This window comes from Streptomyces prunicolor (assembly GCF_045162825.1).
GTDB lineage: Bacteria > Actinomycetota > Actinomycetes > Streptomycetales > Streptomycetaceae > Streptomyces > Streptomyces prunicolor.
Map to the genome: position 1 here is coordinate 10,604,214 of NZ_CP108676.1, position 16,620 is coordinate 10,620,833.

Genomic DNA, 16,620 nt, shown 5'->3' on the forward strand with positions numbered 1-16,620 from the left:
TTTAACGAGTTAGGTCTACAGTCCTCGTTCATCTGAGCCGATTTTTCACGCCCTCTGCGTCGTGAGCCGCCACGAGAGGAACGATGTGCCATGCCCGGAACATCGGGGATATCCAGGAGATCACTGTTCGCGGGATCGGCGGTGGGCACCGCCGCCGCGCTGCTGCCCACCGGAACGGCCACGGCCGCGCCGAGGCCCAAGCGCGGGGCCACGGCCAAGAGCGCGACCAACTCTGCGGCGAGCGGGGCGAGTTACCGCGCCGCGTACCACTTCACGGTCCCCGACCAGTGGAAGAACGACCCGCAGCGGCCCGTCTGGATCGACGGCGAGTACCACTATTACTACCTCTACAACGCCGACTACTTCACCGGCGTCGTCGGCACCGCATGGCGCCTGGCCACCACCGAGGACCTGGTCTCCTTCACCGACCGCGGGGTCGCCGCACCCAAGAACACCACGTCCAACGGCGATCTCTGGTCGGGTTCGGCGGTGGTCGACACCGGCAACACGGCCGGATTCGGCGCGGGCGCGGTCGTCGTCATCGTCACCATGTCTCCTGGCGGCGGCACCGACTCCCAGGCGCAGTTCCTGTACTACTCGACCGACGGCGGTCTCAGCTTCACCAACCACGGGACCGGCCCTGTCCTGCCCAACCCCGGCGTCGCCGACTTCCGCGACCCCAAGGTGATCCGCGACGAGGACCGGGGCCGCTGGGTGATGGCCCTCGCCGAGAACGACAAGATCGGCTTCTACCACTCCGACGACCTCAAGTCCTGGACGTACGTGAACGGTTTCGTCCACGACGGCATCGGCGTCCTGGAGTGCCCCGACCTGTTCCGCATCACCGCCGCCGACGGCACCGTGAAATGGGTGCTCGGCGCGAGCGCCAACGGGAAGAGCTCGGGGCTGCCCAACACGTACGCCTACTGGACGGGTTCCTTCGACGGCAGCACGTTCACCGCTGACACGAGTGACCCGCAGTGGCTCGACCACGGCTGGGACTGGTACGCCGCCGTCACCTTCGAGAAGCGGGACGCGAGCGGCGCGGTGGACGTGGCCGCCCGGTACGCGATCGGCTGGGTGAACAACTGGGACTACGCCAACACCACTCCCACCATCGACTGCGACGGCTTCAACGGCACCGACTCCGTCGTCCGCGAGATCACCCTGCTGAAGGCGTCCGACAACACCTACTACCTCGCCTCCCGGCCCGTCGCCGGCCTCGACTCGCATGTCTCCCGCACCGTGAACCTGGGCGACGTGACCGTGGACGGCACGAAGGTGCTCGATTACACCGGTATCTCCTACGAGGTCACGACCGAGCTCACCTGGTCCCAACTCACCGGCGCAGGCCTCCAGTTGAGGCGCTCACCCGACGGCGGTCGGCACATCGACGCCGGGATCTACGCCGACTTCGCCTTCCTCAACCGGCGCAACACGGTGAACGCCGACACGTCCGGCAAGTGGCAGGAGAGCCACACCCCGTTCGACCCGTCCGCCGGCACGGTGAAGCTGCGCATCCTGGTGGACCGTACGTCGGTGGAGATGTTCGTCGACGACGGCCGCTATGTGCACACCAGTCAGGTGTTCCCGTACCTGCTGGACACCCGGCTCGCGCTGTTCACGATCGGCGGCAGCGCGGTGTTCCGTAACACGGTGATACGCGAGTTCTCGGTGTGAGAGCGGCTGGGCCGGCCGGGCCGGCTATGGGCGCGGGTGCGCACCGTACACGTGAACCCGATCGGCAGCGCCGATCCCGGTGAGCCCGGTTTCGTTCAAGGCCGTCATTCAGACCTGTTCGTCGCTACCTGTTTCTCAGTACCTGTTCCTCAGTCCGCGAGTCCGCCGACCGGGATGCCGAGTCGGTCGGCGACGGTCGTCAGGGCCGTGCCCAGGGGCAGCGCGACCCGGGTGCGGGCGTGCGGGTCGCCCCGGGTGGGGTCCCGGTTGACGATCAGTACCGGCTTGCCCTCCTGCGACGCCTGACGGACGAACCGCAGCCCGGACATCACCGTCAGCGAGGAGCCGAGGACCAGCAGCGCGGTCGACTCGCGGACCAGCCGCCGACAGTGCTCGACGCGCTGCGGCGGAACCGACTCGCCGAAGAACACCACGTCCGGTTTGAGGACGCCCCCGCAGTCGGCGCACGGCACGACGCGGAAGTCCCCGACCTGCGCGTCGGTGAGGTCCGCGTCACCGTCCGGGTTGATCCCGGCGGCGACCGGGTCGAAGCCCGGGTTCTCGGCCGCCAGGCGCCGGGCGAGTTCGCGGCGCGGGCCGATGGCGCGGCAGGAGAGGCACACGACCCGGTCCAGGCTGCCGTGGAGCTCCACGACGCCCTCGCTGCCGGCGGCCTGGTGCAGGCCGTCGACGTTCTGGGTGATCACGCCCGAGACGCGGGCGTCCCGGGCGAGGGCGGCCACCGCCAGGTGTCCCACGTTGGGGCGGGCCCGCCCGAAGGTGCGCCAGCCGAGGTGGCTGCGCGCCCAGTACCGGCGCCGCGCGTGCGCGCTCCCGGTGAAGTCCTGGTAGGTCATCGGGGTGTGCCGGCTCAGGCTCCCGCCCTCACCCCGGTAGTCGGGGATGCCCGACTCCGTGGAGATGCCCGCCCCGCTGAGCACCAGCACACCGCCTGCGCTCAGCGCGTCGACGATCGGCTCCAGGTCGGTGGTGCCCGGCAGCAGGTCCGCCGTGGGGGTCCAGCTCAGGGTGGGGCGCATGCGCATGCCGCCAGGGTACGGAATCGGCGGCGGCACCCGGTGAGTGCGGCGGGCGTGGACGGTTGCGGGGGAACGGTTCTCCATCCGCCGCGGGTAAACCGGCGCTCGGCGCATTGGGCGGGCTCGTCGGCGCGCGGGTACCCGCCGTAGTGAGCGCGAGCGCCGTTGCGGGACGGTCGGCCGCGGACAGCATGTCCTCAGCACTGCGAGTGAGGAGACATGTGATGTCCAGTGAGTTCCAGCGGACCAAGCTCCAGGCCATGTTCGAGGCGTTCGACGCGGACGGCAACGGCTATCTGGAGGAGGCGGACTTCGTGGCCCTGGCGGACCGTTGGGGTCGGCTGCCGCGAGTGAGAGAGGGATCGGAACTGGCGGCGCGCGTGGACGGCGTACTGAAGGGCTGGTGGCAGCATCTGTCGGCGACCGTGGACACGGACCGGGACGGCCGGATCGACATGGACGACCTCCTCGCCATGGTGGACCTGCTGCCGACCATCCCCGAGGCCGTCACCGCCACCGCCGACACCATCTTCGACGCGGTCGACGAGAACGCCGACGGGCGCATCTCGCGCGGCGAGCACCAGCGGCTCGTCGACACCTGGCACGGGCGGCCCGTCGAGACCGGCGGCTCCTTCGAGCGCCTCGACCAGGACGCCGACGGCTACCTCAGCCGCCCCGAGTTCGCCGCGCTGTGGACCCAGTTCTGGACCAGCGACGACCCCGCCGAACCCGGCAACCTGATGTGCGGGCCGATCGGCGCCGGGTGAGGCAGCGGCGACGGCCTGCCGCAATGGCAGGTGGGGCACGCTATGGGCGATCTCTCCGGCCTGTACCTTCTGCCCCGAACATGCCCACGCTGCCGTCGCACCACTCCTGTTCGGCCAGCCAGGCCACCGTGTCGGCGCCGTCCGAGGCGTCGTCCACGTGCGGTACGAAGACACCGTCCGAACCGACGGTGCCCCGGCAGTCCTGGACGACCACCGCGTAACCCCCGCGCAGCATGCCGTACGGAGTCGGCATGAGGCCGCTCTCCAGACCCGCCTTCTCCTTGTCGTAAGGCGTACGCGCGAGCAGTACAGGCAGCGGCTCATCCGTCTCCGGTCGCCAGACGTTCGTCGACAACTCCGTGCCGTCCCGCATGGGGACCCGCACGTCAAAAGCGGCCGCTTTCGTGCGCTCGGCCCGCGCGGCCGCGGCGCGGCGGGCGCTGGACGCGAGGGACACGGGCGCGGTGGCTGTCCAGGGGTGAGCACAGGAGGGCCGACGGCAGAAGAATTGATCACCCAGTGCCTTTTGTTTTGTGATGGGCGCCCGTCCTTGTCGCGAACAGGCGTCCATCGCGGGCCCACAACGGGTGCGGAAAATCCGCCCAGTTGTCCCTTGTCACTCGGTCGCGAACGACAGCGTGCCGGAGGCCGTCGTATCGCCGGCCTGGGTGACCTGGAAGGTCCAGCCGTCCTCGGCCGGGGCGCATTCGACGTGGACGGGGGAGTTCCACTCGGTGAAGCGCAGGGCCCGCAGGTGGCAGCCGCTCAGTCGGCCGGGGGAGGCTCCGGCCAGGCAGGCCGCCTGGCGGGCCGCCTCCAGCAGGACCATGCCGGGGACGTGGTCACTGGGGTGGTCGAAGAACCGTGGGTGGCGCAGGTCGGCCGGTGCCACCAGCAAAGACCCGGAGCGATCCCGGACCAGCATCACATCGCCGGGGGACGGCACCGACACCTCGGCCGGCGACGGGCGGCGGTGCACGTCGTCCGGGACGGGGGCCGCGGCGGCATTCGGGCCGCGGAACGTGTCGTACTCCTCCTCGGACAGGACGCGGACGCGCCCGAAGGCCGAGCCGAACTCGCGCCCGGAGGCGGAGAATTGGATCCGTACGCTCAGCGCGACCGGCCACGGCACGTCGTCCACGTGGCGCACGTCGGACACCTCGGCCCGGCACAGCACGTCGGTGGCGCCGTAACCGACCACCGGCTCCGTGCTGTTGTCGAGCTGGAAGCCCACGCTCCTGATGACGGGCTTGCTCGTGCTCGGGGCGCCGAGGAAGCGCTGGCAGATGTACAGGCCGACCTGGCGGATGGTCTCGGCGGCGAGCATCGGATCGTGCCGCTCGCCGGAACCCGAACCGGAACCGGAATCCGAACCCGAACCGGAACCGGAACCTGACGTGATGGACGTGGCGTACGAGCGCGGCCACTGCGCGGCGAGGAGGAAGCGGCCGTCGGGCAGGGCCAGGGCGTCGGTGAGCAGGACTTCGGCGACGGCTTTCCGATGCACGAGGGTCCGGGACACGCAGCTGTCCCAGCTCAGCGTCAGGTGTTCCGGAGCGGTTTCAGGGGGTGCGAGAGAGTGTGATTCAGTCATAAAATAATACAAGCTATGGTTCTTTGGCATACGTGCGGGAAACGTCGGCCTGTCGGCTAGATTCACCGGAAAAGACGATCCGACACGCAGGAACAGGGGCGACCGAGAATATGCAGGAACGTGCGGAAGTCACTCGGCGGGCTGTTCTGGCGACGGCCGCCGTGCTGTTCGAACAGCACGGATACGTCGGTACGAGCATCAGCGACGTCGCACGTACGAGCGGGTACACCAGCGGGGCGATCTATTTCCATTTCGGCAGTAAGGAAGGGCTGGCCCGGGGTGTTCTGGAAGCCCATTTCGCCGAATGGCCTCGCTATGTGGAGTGTTGGGAATCCCAGGACGCCCCCGTTCTCGACCGGCTGGTGGGCCTGAGTATCGCCGTGGCCCGGGAATTCCGGGACAACGTGATCGTCCGCGCCGGCAACAGACTCTGGAGCGAGCGCAGAATCATCCCCGTTTCCCTGCCCCGGCCTTTCGTGGGGTGGATCGAGGTGACTGCCCGCATGCTGGCCGCCGCCGAGGCCGCGGGGGAACTCGCCCCCGGCGTCGACGCCGAGCGCACCGCGCGGGTCCTCGTCTCCAGCTTCTACGGCACCCACACCGTCTCCGACGCGCTGAACGAACGCCGCAACATCGAGGACGCGGTGAGCGATCTGTGGACGCTGCTCCTGCCGGGCTTGCAGGCGGCGCCGGTGGACGCGGCGAAGTGCCTGGAGGGGGCGAGGACGTTGCTGGCGGCTACCCGGGGGAGGCCCGCGCCGAGTATGAAATGAAGGAGCGCGCGTACGCCTTACGCCTGACCTGACTCCGTGTCGCCGACAGATCACCGGAATCCGGTGAGGCTCGCTCACCTGCCTCACGACAAACCTGGGGTGCGGGGACCTCGGCAACGTCAGGCAAGGAGGCGGTCCCATGAGTGAGCGTGTGGCGGTGGTGGTCGGTGCGGGCGGAGACCTGGGTCTCGCCACGGCGGTGGTCCTCGCGGACGCCGGGTTCAGCGTGACGGCGGTCGACCGTACGGAGAAGGCGCTGGACCAACTCCCCGACGGCATAAGGCGGGAAGTGGGCGACGCGACCGACCCGGCCGTGGCCAGGAACGTCATCGACCGGATCGCCACCGAGTCCGGCCCGCCCGAGGTACTGGTGAACACCCTCGGCGCGTTCCGCCCGGGAGAGGCGGTCACCGCGACCCCCGAGGACCTGCGGCTCATGCTGGACGTCAACCTCGGCGCCGCGCTGTGGCTGAGCCAGGCTGTGGCGCCGTACATGCGCGGACGCGGCCGAGGCGCCATCGTGCACGTGTCCGCCCGGCCGGCGAGCGAACCGACCGCCGGCATGGCCGCCTACAGCCTCGGCAAGGCGGCGCTCAACCACCTCGTCCGCATCCTCGACCTGGAGCTGCGCCCGCACGGCATCCGCGTGAACGCGGTGGCGCCGCAACTCCTCGACACCGCCAAGAACCGGGCGATGCTCCCTCCCGAGGCGCTGGCCCATGCCATGCCGTCGGAGACGATCGCGCACATCATCGCCTTCCTCGCCGGCGACCTCGCGACGAACATCAGCGGCGCGATCGTGCCGGCCTACGGCGCGTAACCCGGGCAGGTTCCCCCGCCCCTTCCCGATCCACGCACATCCCCACCCCACGCACGTCACCACCGACCGAAGGGCACCACCATGTCATCGACGAACCGCCGCTCGTTCCTCGCCCGGAGCGCGGTGCTGGCGGCCGTTCCCACGGTCGCCGCGCTGGCCGACGGCGCACTCGCCGGCCCGGCGTCCGCCGCCACCGGCACGCTGCCCGACTACGCGCCGATCCCGCCGTCCGCGCTCGGCCCCGCCGTCAACTCGCAGGGCTACTACGTCGGTCGGGTCCGGCGGAACCTGTACTGGGTGACCGACGGCACCTACCAGGCGGCGTTCCTGACGACCCGTGAGGGTGTCGTGCTGTTCGACGCGCCTCCCACCATCGGGCACAACCTCCAGCGCGCCATCGACGAGATCGCCGCCGCCAACGGGGTCTCGAACAGAGTGACCCACATCGTCTACTCCCATCACCACGCCGACCACCTCGGCGCCTCGTCGCTGTTCGGCCGGCACGTGACACGGATCGGCCACGCCGAGAACCGGCGGCTGCTCGCCCGGGACAACGACCCGACCCGGCCGCTGCCCGACGTGACGTTCGAGAACCGTTACTCGCTGCGCGTGGGCGGCGAGCGCGTCGACCTGGCGTGGCACGGCACCAACCACTCGCCCGACAACATCTACATCCACCTGCCGGACCACGACACGCTCATGCTGGTCGACGTCAACCTGCCCGGCTGGGTCCCCTTCGACAGCTTCAACCTGAACGAGGACGTCCCCGGCTCCATAGCCGCCCCGGCCAAGGCCATGACATATCCGTGGAAGCACTTCATCGGCGGCCACATGGGTCGGCTCGGCACCCGGCAGGACATGGTCGTCCACCAGCAGTACGTGAACGACATCATCGACAACGTCAAGAAGGCGCTGACGGCGGTCGACCCCACGCCGTACTTCGCGAAGTACGGGGACAACTCCTGGGCCGCGGTCAAGGAGTACCAGGCCGCCCAAGTCGCCTACGCCGCCGACCCGGTCGTCAAGAAGTACACCGGCGTCCTCGCCGCCGCCGACGTCTACACGGCCAGCACGACGTTCATCATCCTCGAATCACTCCGCCTCGACCTCGGCCAGGGCTCGCAGGTCCATGCCTGATCACGGCTCGACACACCGGAAGGGGCGCTGAGATGCCGGGCCGACTCGCCGGAAAGGTCTGTGTCGTCACCGGCACGGGCGGGAGCGCGGGTCGCGCGACGGCCCTGGCGTTCGCCCGGGAAGGCGCCCGGCTCGTCGGGTGCGACGTGACGGTGGAGGCGGCGGAAGAGACCGTCGCGATGGTGCGCGCCCAGGGCGGCGAGATGGTGTCGCTGCAGCCGTGCCGTCTCGATGATCCCGCCGAAAGCGCCAGGCTCGTCGACTTCGCGGTGGGGGAGTTCGGCCGGATCGACGTCCTGTTCAACCTCGCCGCCAGGGCCCACTTCAACTGGCTCGAAGACGTCACCGACGAGGACTGGGACGGCGCGCGCCGGGACGAGGTCGACCTGGTCTTCTACCTCACCCGTGCCGCATGGCCCCAACTGAAGGCCAGCCAGGGCGTGGTGGTGAACATGGCGTCCCTGAACGGATCCCTCAGCTTCAAGGGCTTCCCGTCCCTGTCCCATACGACGAACAAGGCCGCGATCATCGGTATGACCCGCCAACTGGCCATGGAGGGAGGCGAGTTCGGGATCCGCGTCAACTCGATCTCACCCGGCCTGATCGAAAGCCACGCCACCCGCGAGCAGTTGGAGAACGCCGACTTCTCCCGCCAGATGCTCGGCCGGACCCTCCTGGGCCGCGTGGGTCTCCCCGAGGACGTGGCGAACGCGGCGCTGTTCCTCGCGTCGGCCGAGAGCGCCTACGTGACTGGCGTGGACCTCGTCGTCGACGGCGGCATGAAGGTCTGGTGACCGACAACTCGCCCGTTCGGAAAGGCCGTTGACGTCACCCGGATCACCCTGTCCGGCCCACGACGAGCTGGTAGAAGATCGGCTCGCCGGTCGTCGTCACCCGGTGCTGGAACCGCGTTCGTTCCAGCACCGCCAGACGACCGGCCGCCACCAGCCGCTCGACCGCCGCGCCGAACCCGTCCGGATCCGACTCGTCCATCCACCGCTCGTCGATCGTGAAGGCCACAGGGGCGCCGGGTGGCAGGAGCGCCAGTGCGTTCTCAAGCGCCGGTGGTGTGGCGTGCGTGCCGCCGAACGCCCCGGCCGACACCAACCCCCCTGGCGCGTACGGGCGTAGAGCCTCGCGCAGTGCGTCGGGGCGCAGGAAGTCGCCGACCACGTAGTCGGCGTAGACACCCGGCCGGTCGCGCAGACTCGCCTCGCGCGCTGCCGACAGCGCATCGACCCCGACAACCTGACCTACGCCCCCGGCACGGACGAGTTCGCCGACCAAGCCCGTGCCGGCGCCGACGTCGAGCACCGTCAGCGAGCCCGGCTCCAGCCCGAGGAGCGAGGCCGCGCGCAGGAAACCCGCCGCCGCGACCTGCGGTGATCGGCACCGCAGCCGGTCCTGGACGACATGCTCGTAGAGGCCGGGAACGGCGTAGATCCGCGTGTACTCGTGCAGGTGCACCGTCTCGTGCTCGCTCAGCGCGATGTACTCACCGTCGGTCTCCGGCGGGCCGAGCAGCCGGACGCCCGTGAACACATCTGTCATGTCCGCGAGGCTATGCGAACGCGTTTGTGCACCGCCAGCTGTGGCCGCTGCACCGGCAGCCGTCGGCGCCAGTAACTGCCGTCTCCAGCAACGGAGATCGGGGCGCTCGGTTAGGCTGACCGTGTGGCTGACGGACATCGCGCGACCCCCGACCCGCAGGCCGCAGCGGGTTCAGGTCAGGCGGCGGGCCGAGGGCGACCCGGGCTCATCGACCGCCGTGACCTCGTCGCCGCCCTGGACCGCGCGGCCGAGAAGCAGGTGACGTTGGTGGCGGCGCCCGCCGGCAGCGGAAAGACCTCGCTGCTGCGCACCTGGGCCGACCGGCCGCACCAGGACCGCCGCCGTATCGCCTTCATGTCCGTACGGCCGAGCCAGCAGGACGCGCAGTTGTTCTGGCTCGCGCTGCTGGACGCGGTCCGTGCTGCGGTCGGCGCCGAGGGGGCCGCGGAGCCGTCGGCCGTGACTCCCGGATTCGACGGTGGCGTTGCCATGGACAAGGTGCTGGCCGAGATCACGGCGTCCCCGAAGCCCCTCTTCCTGGTCATCGACGACCTGCACGAGCTCGAATCCGCCGCGGCCGTCGAGCAGTTGGGGACGCTGCTGACCGGTCTCCCGCCGGGCGCCCACGCGATCGTGGCCACCCGCCGTGACCCGTCCCTGCGCCTGCACAAGCTGCGGCTGGCCGGCGAACTGGCCGAGATCCGCGCCGCGCACCTGCGCTTCACGGAGGCCGATACCCGCGAACTCCTGGCCACCACCAAGATCGTGCTGCCCGACGACGTGGCCGGCACACTGCACCAGCGCACCGAGGGCTGGGCGGCCGGGCTGCGGCTCGCCGTGCTCTCCCTGACCGGGCACCCGGATCCGGAACGGTTCGTCGCCGAGTTCTCCGGCAGCCACCGTACGGTCGCCGAGTATCTGCTGGCGGAGATGCTGGAGCGCCAACCGCCGCACGTACAGCGGCTGTTGCTGCGCACCTCGCTGCTCGATCGCGTCAACGGCGAGCTGGCCGATCTGCTCACGGGTGCGACCGGATCGGAACGCATCCTGCTGGACCTGGAGGACGCCAACGCGTTCGTCGTGGCGCTCGATCCCGGCCGAACCTGGTTCCGCTACCACCACATGTTCGCCGACCTGCTCCGGCTCGAACTGCGCCGCACGCTCCCCGGGAACATCCCGGAACTGCACCGGCAGGCCGCGCGCTGGCTCGCCGAACGCGCTCAAGTCGCCGATGCCGTACGGCACTTGCAGGCCGCCGACGACTGGGCCGAGGCGGCCCGTCTGCTCGCCGATCACGCCGTCAGCCTCACCCTGGACGGGCAGGCCGGAACCGTCGTGGCGCTGCTGCACGCCTTCCCGGCCCGCACCGGCGAGGAACATCCGGAGCTGGCCCTCGTGCACGCCAACGCCGACCTGTACCAGCACCGCCTGGACGAAGCCCAGGCACACCTGGAGATCGCCAGGGCGTACGCCGACACGACGGCACCCGACCGCCGGCAGCGGTTGCGCATGGCGATCGCGTCCCTGGACCTGTTGCTGGCCCGGCTGCGCGGGAACTTCGACGCCGTGTTCGCGCAGGCCGACGCACTGCCGTCCCCCACCACCGGACGGTCCACCACCGAGGTCGCGCTCGCCGGTGACCTGCGAGCACTCGCCCTCCTCAACCTGGGCGTCACCGAGGCCTGGTCGCTACGGCTCGACGACAGCGAGCGACACCTGCTGGAGGGCGCCGCGCTCGCCCACGACATCGGCCGGCCCTATCTGGAGGTGGCCTGCCTCGCCCACCTCGGATTCGCCTCCGGCAACCGTTCCTTCACCCTGGTCAGACGCCGCTGCGAGCAGGCCCTGGCGCTGGCCGACCGGTACGGCTGGAGCGCCGAGCCGGTCATCGTCCCCGCGCAGGTGTCCTTCGCCGGGACGCTGATCTGTGCGGGCGAGTTCGACCAGGGGACACAGATGCTGGAGCGCGCCCGGCGCGCCACGCAGTCCGAGGGCGAGCCCGGTATCCGGCTACTGGTGCATCTGGTCTCCGCGATGCTTCCGGCGGCGCGGGGTCAACTCCAGGAGACCTTGGCCGAGTTGACCGCCGCCGAGCAGGTGCAGTCACACATGAGGGGCGAGCACGGGCTCTGGTCCCGCGTGACCGCCTGGACGGTGGCCACCCAGGCCCGCCTCGGCATGGTCGAGCAGGCGCGGGCCACCCTAGCCGCCCTGGACGAGCGGCGCGCCGCCACCGGCGAGATCCGTACCGCGGCCGCGGTGATCCGCCTCGCCGAGCAGGACCCGGCGGGCGCCCGCCGCGAACTCCGGCCGGTCCTCGACGGCACCGCCCCCGCCCACTCCACCCTCACCTCGATCGAGGCCCACCTCCTGGACGCGCTCGCCTGCCGCGACCTCGGCGACCAGCACGCGGCGGGAACGGCCGTGGAGCAGGCGCTGAACCTCGCCGAGCCGGACCGGATGATCCTGCCCTTCGCGATGACCGGCGCCTGGGAACTGCTGGAGACCCTCCCGCAGCGGACCTCGCACGCCGCGCTGGTCTCCGACATCCTCGACGTCGTCCGCGGCACCGCCCCGGGCGGCCCGGACCGGCCGCTCTGGGTACCGGCCGAGGACCTCAGCCCGAGCGAGCTGCGCGTCCTGCGCTATCTGCCGACGAACCTCACCCGCCCCGAGATCGCCGGCGAACTGTCGGTCTCGCTCAACACCGTCAACACCCACATCCGGCGGATCTACGCCAAGCTCGGTGCCGGCGACCGGTCGGCAGCCGTGCAGCGGGGCCGTGAGCTGCGGCTCCTGTCGAACGGCCGCGGCTGAGGACTGTACGATCACCGGATTCCGGCGACGCGGGTTCACCTGTCCGGCCACGACCATGAGCCCATGGGTGATGACCCCGTCCGCTACCAGATCCGGGTCTGCGGGCATCTCGGCCCCACCCTGCTGACGGCGTTCCCGGCGTTCACGCCCGAGCAGCAGGGCACCGAAACCGTGCTCACGGGCATGCTGCCGGACGCCTCGGCGCTCTACGGCGTCCTCCACGAGATCGAGGGCCTCGGCCTCGACCTCCTCGAAGTCCGCAGAGTAAGGCCACCGATGGGAGAACACTCCGTGAGTACCGAACAGCAGAACACCCTCGACGCGATCCTGCGCCGGTCGGCCCTCCCCGTCGGCAGCGAGGTCGGCGAACAGCGGCGCCTGCTCCGGGAGTTGACGTCGGCGCAGCCCCTGCCTTCCGACGTGACCCTGACGTCGACCACGCTGGGCGGCGTCCCCGTCGCCGCGATCACCATCGACGGAGTGGAACCCCGGCACGTCGTCCTGTACTTCCACGGCGGCGTCTACGTCCTGGGCGACGCGGCCAGTGCCGCCGGTCTGGCCTCGCAGGTCGGCCGGCGGACCGGCGCCAAGGTCTACTCCGTCGACTACCGGCTCGCCCCCGAGCACCCGTACCCGGCGGCGGTGGACGACGCACTCGCGACCTACGAAGCCCTCCTGAAGGACGGCATCGCCCCCACGGACATCGTCCTCGCCGGAGAGTCCGCGGGCGGTGGGCTCGCCATCGCCACCCTGGTCAACGCCCGGGACCGCGGACTGCCGCTGCCCGCCGCGGCCTACGTCATGTCGCCGTACGCCGACCTCACCCTCGCCGGGGCTTCCATCGACACCAAGCGAGCCGCCGATCCGCTGCTCTCCCGGGAACTCCTCGAACCCCGGGTCACCGACTACACGGCGGGACAGGACCCCTCGCTCGCCCTGATCAGCCCCGTCTTCGCCGACCTCTCGGGCCTGCCGCCGCTCCTCATCCAGGTCGGCAGCCACGAGGTGCTCCTCGACGACGCCGTACGCCTCGCCCAACAGGCCGCCGGCGCGGACGTGTCGGTCACGCTGGACGTCACCCCGGGTGTACCGCACGTCTTCCAGGCCTACGGTCCGCTCCTCGACGAGGCGACCGCCGCCCTGGAGAGGGCCGGACAGTTCCTGACGGCGCGGCTTCGAGCGTGACCTCGACTGTTCAGTCCTCCAGGCCCTGTTGCGCGGAGCGGCCGCGCCGTGCGTCGACGACCGAGTCGAGGACCGGAACCACGATCCAGCACAGGTATGCCCAGTGCGTCACGAGCGAGACCGGGATCGAGATCAGGAAACCCAGTGCCACCATGCCGAGGCGGCGGATGGCCCGGGCGAAGAGCTCGGGCGGGGTGCCGGGGCGCTGGAGGCCGTCGCGGGGGACCTCGCGGACCATCAGGATGAACAGGAGACAGGACAGGAACTGCACGACGGCGTAGAAGATGAACCGCGCCTGGAACGCTCCGTGGCCGCCGATCACGTCGGTCGCGAACGGGGTGACCACCAGTGTGAGCAGCCAGTACATCGTCAGGGACGTCAACCGGGTGTTGGTCGCCGTGACGTAGCGGAACACCCGGTGGTGGGAGCGCCAGTGCGCGGCGATCACCACGAAGCTGATCGTGAACGCCAGATAGCTCTCACGGTGCGACGTGGCCGAGTGCCACAACTCGGAGTTGGTCGACCCCTCCGGTACCGGCAGTTCCAGCGCCAGCAGGGTGAGCGCGATGGCGACCACGGCGTCCCCGAAGAACGTGAGCCGATCGCCGGAGACCGCCCGGGCCTCCATGTCCTGGTCCTCGGACGGCAGTTCTTGATCAGTCGAGACATCCATGGCAGCAGAGAATGCCACAAGCCGCGAGGCCCCTCGGACGCGCCCGGTACCGAGGTCCGGGCCGGGGGAGTGGTACTGCTGGTCCTACCCGTACGGCTGGCGGCCGGCGCGCGAAGAAGAGGATCATCGGACGGACAGGGCACGGCCCCGGCCGCAGACACCTCAGACAGCTGATCGCGCAGAACGGACCGCCGCATGACCATGGCCTACCTCGCACAGCCCGAGCAGCAGCAGAAACTGGAATGGCTCGACGGCGGCGAGTTCGCCGTACTCCTCGACGCCGCCGCGACCGGCGGACAGCTGACGGTGGGACGGTTCTCCGTCGCCAAGGGCGAGGCGCCGCCGTACCACAAGCACACCCGTGAGGACGAGGTCTTCATGCTCATCAAGGGGAGTGCGCTGCTGTGGTGCGACGACGAGGAGATGGAGCTGACGGAGGGCGGCATCGTCTTCCTGCCGCGGAACGTGCCGCACGGCTACCGGATCACCTCCGACACCGCCGACCTGCTGATGATCTGCACGCCCGGCGGCATCGAGGGCATGTTCCGGCACGCGGGACGTGACCTCACGACCCCGCGCCCCGAGGGCTTCGAGATCTCACGGGACCTCATGGCCGAGGCCGCCGACAGGTACGGCCAGATCATCGTCGGCCCACCCCGCTGACCCACGACTCCACCGCACCGACCGGAACCACGAAAGGCACAGCCATGTCCCGGCAACAGCGCCAGGCCCTCGACGAGATGCTGCGGCACGGCCCGCTCGACCTCGGCGGGGAGGTCGCTCAACAGCGCGCCCTCTTCCACGACATGATGACGTCCATCCCGCTGCCGCCGGACGTCAAGACGACGGAGGGCGAACTGGGCGGCGTACCGGTCGTCACCGTCGAGACGCCGACGACCGACCCGGCGAGCGTCCTCTTGTACCTGCACGGTGGCGCGTACGTCATCGGCTCCGCGGCCGACGCCGCGGGTCTGGCCGCCGAGGTCTCCCGGCGCACCGGTGCACGCGCCGTCTGTGTCGACTACCGGCTGGCACCCGAGCACCCGTTCCCCGCGGCGGTCGACGACGCCCTCGCCGTGTACCGGGCCCTGCTCGACGACGGAACTCCCAGTTCCGCCATCGCCTTCGTCGGCGAGTCCGCGGGCGGCGGCCTCGTCGCCGCGACCCTGGTCGCCGTCAAGGACGCGGGCCTGCCTCAGCCCGCCTCCGCCACGGTGTTCTCCCCGTGGGCGGACCTGAGCGTGTCCGGCGACAGCGCGACGAGCAAGGCGGCGGTCGACGCCTCACTGACCCCGGAGGGCCTGCGCACCCGCGCCCGCGACTACCTCGGCACCACGGACCCCACCACCCCGCACGCCAGCCCCGTCTACGCCGATCTGACCGGCCTCGCGCCCCTGTTCATCCAGGTCGGCTCCTACGAGATCCTCCTGGACGACGCCGTACGGCTGGCCGCGCGCGCCGCCGAGCACGACGTCCACGTAGAACTCCAGGTCTGGCCCGAAGTCCCGCACGTCTTCCAGGCGTTCGCCGCGCTGCTCGACGAGGGCGCCGCCGCGCTCGACGCCGCCGGAGCCTTCATCCGGGCCCGGTGGGCCGACGGCGCGGACACGTCCGGCGAGTAAAGACTCCGCTGTACGGCGGCTGAACCTCCGTGTACCGCACGGCAGTTGAACGACACTGTTCTCCATGGCTACGACGAACCACTTCGGCATCGCCCTGCGGGGGTGGCGCGAACGCGTGTCACCGCGGGACAGCGGGCTGGAGGCGGGCGGGGACCGGCGCATCCCCGGGCTGCGGCGGGAGGAACTGGCCGGGCTGGCCGGACTGTCGGTCGACTACGTGGTCCGGCTGGAACAGGGCCGCGCTCGCAACCCCTCCGCCCAGGTGGTCACCGCGCTGGCCAGGGCGCTGCGCCTCGAACCGTCCGAGCGCGACCACCTGTTCCGCTGCGCGCACCTCGCACCGCCCTCGGCCGGGAACGTGTCCCGGCACGTCCCCGCGAGGGTGCACCGCCTGGTGGGCCAGCTGGCGGGTAACCCCACCGCGGTGTTCGCCGCCGACTGGACCCTCGTCAGCTGGAACCCGATGTGGTCCGAGGCGATCGGTGATCCCCGTACGTACGGCTGGGGCGAGCGGAACCTCGTGGCAGGCATGTTCCGGTCGGACGGCGTAAAGGGGCGGGCGCCGATCGCGGCCTGGCCGGTCCGGTCCTGGGTGGGCGACGAGGTCGAGGAAGAAGACCTCGTCGCCGACCTGCGGGTGACGGCCGCCGCCCATCCCCACGACGCGCGGCTCGCCGCGTTCGTCGACCGCATGCTGCGCGACAGCCCGCGCTTCGCCCGCCTGTGGTCCAACGGCACCGCACGCACCCACGTCGGCGACCGCAAGACCGTCGAGCACCCCCGGGTGGGCGACCTCGACCTGGACCTCGACGTCGTGATGGCCGCCGGCACCGACCTCAGGATCATCACGTACACGGCGGCGGCCGGGACGACCGACGCGGAGAAGATGGACGCACTGCGCGCCACCTGTCCGGAGCCGGGCCTGGCCCACGCCATGTCGGGGTCCGACGGCCCGAGTTGA

16 protein-coding genes are annotated in these 16,620 nt (G+C 70.6%); 11 read left to right on the plus strand and 5 right to left on the minus strand.

The window, feature by feature from the left end:
• The first annotated feature begins 90 nt into the window (after positions 1 to 90).
• The gene (locus OG588_RS47910; protein ID WP_405952803.1) at positions 91 to 1,680 is read left to right on the plus strand and encodes a glycoside hydrolase family 32 protein; all 1,590 of its coding nucleotides are present in this window, start codon (positions 91 to 93) and stop codon (positions 1,678 to 1,680) included.
• A gap of 149 nt (positions 1,681 to 1,829) precedes the next feature.
• Here OG588_RS47910 and OG588_RS47915 read toward each other — a convergent pair whose 3' ends face one another.
• Complete coding sequence (locus OG588_RS47915) at positions 1,830 to 2,726, minus strand: NAD-dependent protein deacetylase (protein WP_405952804.1); 897 nt, start codon at positions 2,724 to 2,726, stop codon at positions 1,830 to 1,832.
• 185 nt (positions 2,727 to 2,911) lie between these two features.
• Between OG588_RS47915 and OG588_RS47920 the strand changes: the two genes are divergently transcribed.
• Positions 2,912 to 3,487, plus strand: coding sequence for an EF-hand domain-containing protein (locus OG588_RS47920; protein WP_405952805.1), 576 nt, complete (start codon positions 2,912 to 2,914; stop codon positions 3,485 to 3,487).
• A 40-nt stretch (positions 3,488 to 3,527) separates the two neighbouring features.
• On the opposite strand, the gene OG588_RS47925 is transcribed toward OG588_RS47920, so the two are convergent.
• Positions 3,528 to 3,944 (minus strand): CocE/NonD family hydrolase, encoded by a 417-nt coding sequence (locus OG588_RS47925; protein WP_405952806.1) that lies wholly within the window; start codon positions 3,942 to 3,944, stop codon positions 3,528 to 3,530.
• A gap of 159 nt (positions 3,945 to 4,103) precedes the next feature.
• Entirely contained in the window at positions 4,104 to 5,009 is a 906-nt protein-coding gene (locus OG588_RS47930) for an AfsA-related hotdog domain-containing protein (RefSeq protein WP_405952807.1), read from the minus strand.
• 182 nt (positions 5,010 to 5,191) lie between these two features.
• Here OG588_RS47930 and OG588_RS47935 point away from each other — a divergent pair, with 182 nt between their 5' ends.
• From OG588_RS47935 to OG588_RS47950, 4 genes are all read left to right on the plus strand, one after another.
• Positions 5,192 to 5,854, plus strand: a complete 663-nt coding sequence (locus tag OG588_RS47935; RefSeq protein WP_405952808.1) for a ScbR family autoregulator-binding transcription factor — start codon at positions 5,192 to 5,194, stop codon at positions 5,852 to 5,854.
• Between the two features lie 139 nt (positions 5,855 to 5,993).
• Positions 5,994 to 6,674: an SDR family NAD(P)-dependent oxidoreductase gene (locus tag OG588_RS47940; RefSeq protein WP_405952809.1), complete on the plus strand. Its 681-nt coding sequence runs from the start codon at positions 5,994 to 5,996 to the stop codon at positions 6,672 to 6,674.
• A gap of 81 nt (positions 6,675 to 6,755) precedes the next feature.
• The gene (locus OG588_RS47945; RefSeq protein ID WP_405952810.1) at positions 6,756 to 7,811 is read left to right on the plus strand and encodes an MBL fold metallo-hydrolase; all 1,056 of its coding nucleotides are present in this window, start codon (positions 6,756 to 6,758) and stop codon (positions 7,809 to 7,811) included.
• A 32-nt stretch (positions 7,812 to 7,843) separates the two neighbouring features.
• Positions 7,844 to 8,605 carry an SDR family NAD(P)-dependent oxidoreductase gene (locus OG588_RS47950; RefSeq protein ID WP_405952811.1) on the plus strand — a complete coding sequence of 254 codons (762 nt, stop codon included), beginning with the start codon at positions 7,844 to 7,846 and terminating at the stop codon, positions 8,603 to 8,605.
• Positions 8,606 to 8,648: 43 nt separating this feature from the next.
• Here OG588_RS47950 and OG588_RS47955 read toward each other — a convergent pair whose 3' ends face one another.
• Positions 8,649 to 9,362: a hypothetical protein gene (locus tag OG588_RS47955; protein ID WP_405952812.1), complete on the minus strand. Its 714-nt coding sequence runs from the start codon at positions 9,360 to 9,362 to the stop codon at positions 8,649 to 8,651.
• A gap of 123 nt (positions 9,363 to 9,485) precedes the next feature.
• On the opposite strand from OG588_RS47955, the gene OG588_RS47960 reads away from it, so the two are divergent.
• Positions 9,486 to 12,179 (plus strand): LuxR C-terminal-related transcriptional regulator, encoded by a 2,694-nt coding sequence (locus tag OG588_RS47960; protein ID WP_405952813.1) that lies wholly within the window; start codon positions 9,486 to 9,488, stop codon positions 12,177 to 12,179.
• 63 nt (positions 12,180 to 12,242) lie between these two features.
• Entirely contained in the window at positions 12,243 to 13,364 is a 1,122-nt protein-coding gene (locus tag OG588_RS47965; protein ID WP_405952814.1) for an alpha/beta hydrolase, read from the plus strand.
• 10 nt (positions 13,365 to 13,374) lie between these two features.
• On the opposite strand, the gene OG588_RS47970 is transcribed toward OG588_RS47965, so the two are convergent.
• On the minus strand, positions 13,375 to 14,037 hold the full coding sequence (locus OG588_RS47970; protein ID WP_405952815.1) for a TMEM175 family protein: 663 nt from the start codon (positions 14,035 to 14,037) through the stop codon (positions 13,375 to 13,377).
• A 195-nt stretch (positions 14,038 to 14,232) separates the two neighbouring features.
• Between OG588_RS47970 and OG588_RS47975 the strand changes: the two genes are divergently transcribed.
• The 3 genes from OG588_RS47975 to OG588_RS47985 all read left to right on the plus strand — a co-directional run bounded on the left by OG588_RS47975 (position 14,233) and on the right by OG588_RS47985 (position 16,620).
• Complete coding sequence (locus OG588_RS47975; RefSeq protein ID WP_405952816.1) at positions 14,233 to 14,700, plus strand: cupin domain-containing protein; 468 nt, start codon at positions 14,233 to 14,235, stop codon at positions 14,698 to 14,700.
• Between the two features lie 44 nt (positions 14,701 to 14,744).
• Positions 14,745 to 15,659 (plus strand): alpha/beta hydrolase, encoded by a 915-nt coding sequence (locus tag OG588_RS47980; RefSeq protein ID WP_405952817.1) that lies wholly within the window; start codon positions 14,745 to 14,747, stop codon positions 15,657 to 15,659.
• Between the two features lie 64 nt (positions 15,660 to 15,723).
• Positions 15,724 to 16,620 (plus strand): helix-turn-helix transcriptional regulator, encoded by an 897-nt coding sequence (locus OG588_RS47985; RefSeq protein ID WP_405952818.1) that lies wholly within the window; start codon positions 15,724 to 15,726, stop codon positions 16,618 to 16,620.

What these genes read in the sequence shown, in the direction of transcription:
- OG588_RS47955 (WP_405952812.1), bottom strand. Translation starts at nt 9,362, where the DNA reads ATGACAGATGTGTTCACGGGCGTCCGGCTGCTCGGCCCGCCGGAGACC.
- OG588_RS47975 (WP_405952816.1), top strand. Translation starts at nt 14,233, where the DNA reads ATGACCATGGCCTACCTCGCACAGCCCGAGCAGCAGCAGAAACTGGAA.
- OG588_RS47965 (WP_405952814.1), top strand. Translation starts at nt 12,243, where the DNA reads ATGGGTGATGACCCCGTCCGCTACCAGATCCGGGTCTGCGGGCATCTC.
- OG588_RS47935 (WP_405952808.1), top strand. Translation starts at nt 5,192, where the DNA reads ATGCAGGAACGTGCGGAAGTCACTCGGCGGGCTGTTCTGGCGACGGCC.
- OG588_RS47920 (WP_405952805.1), top strand. Translation starts at nt 2,912, where the DNA reads ATGTCCTCAGCACTGCGAGTGAGGAGACATGTGATGTCCAGTGAGTTC.
- OG588_RS47940 (WP_405952809.1), top strand. Translation starts at nt 5,994, where the DNA reads ATGAGTGAGCGTGTGGCGGTGGTGGTCGGTGCGGGCGGAGACCTGGGT.
- OG588_RS47910 (WP_405952803.1), top strand. Translation starts at nt 91, where the DNA reads ATGCCCGGAACATCGGGGATATCCAGGAGATCACTGTTCGCGGGATCG.
- OG588_RS47950 (WP_405952811.1), top strand. Translation starts at nt 7,844, where the DNA reads ATGCCGGGCCGACTCGCCGGAAAGGTCTGTGTCGTCACCGGCACGGGC.
- OG588_RS47945 (WP_405952810.1), top strand. Translation starts at nt 6,756, where the DNA reads ATGTCATCGACGAACCGCCGCTCGTTCCTCGCCCGGAGCGCGGTGCTG.
- OG588_RS47980 (WP_405952817.1), top strand. Translation starts at nt 14,745, where the DNA reads ATGTCCCGGCAACAGCGCCAGGCCCTCGACGAGATGCTGCGGCACGGC.
- OG588_RS47985 (WP_405952818.1), top strand. Translation starts at nt 15,724, where the DNA reads ATGGCTACGACGAACCACTTCGGCATCGCCCTGCGGGGGTGGCGCGAA.
- OG588_RS47915 (WP_405952804.1), bottom strand. Translation starts at nt 2,726, where the DNA reads ATGCGCATGCGCCCCACCCTGAGCTGGACCCCCACGGCGGACCTGCTG.
- OG588_RS47970 (WP_405952815.1), bottom strand. Translation starts at nt 14,037, where the DNA reads ATGGATGTCTCGACTGATCAAGAACTGCCGTCCGAGGACCAGGACATG.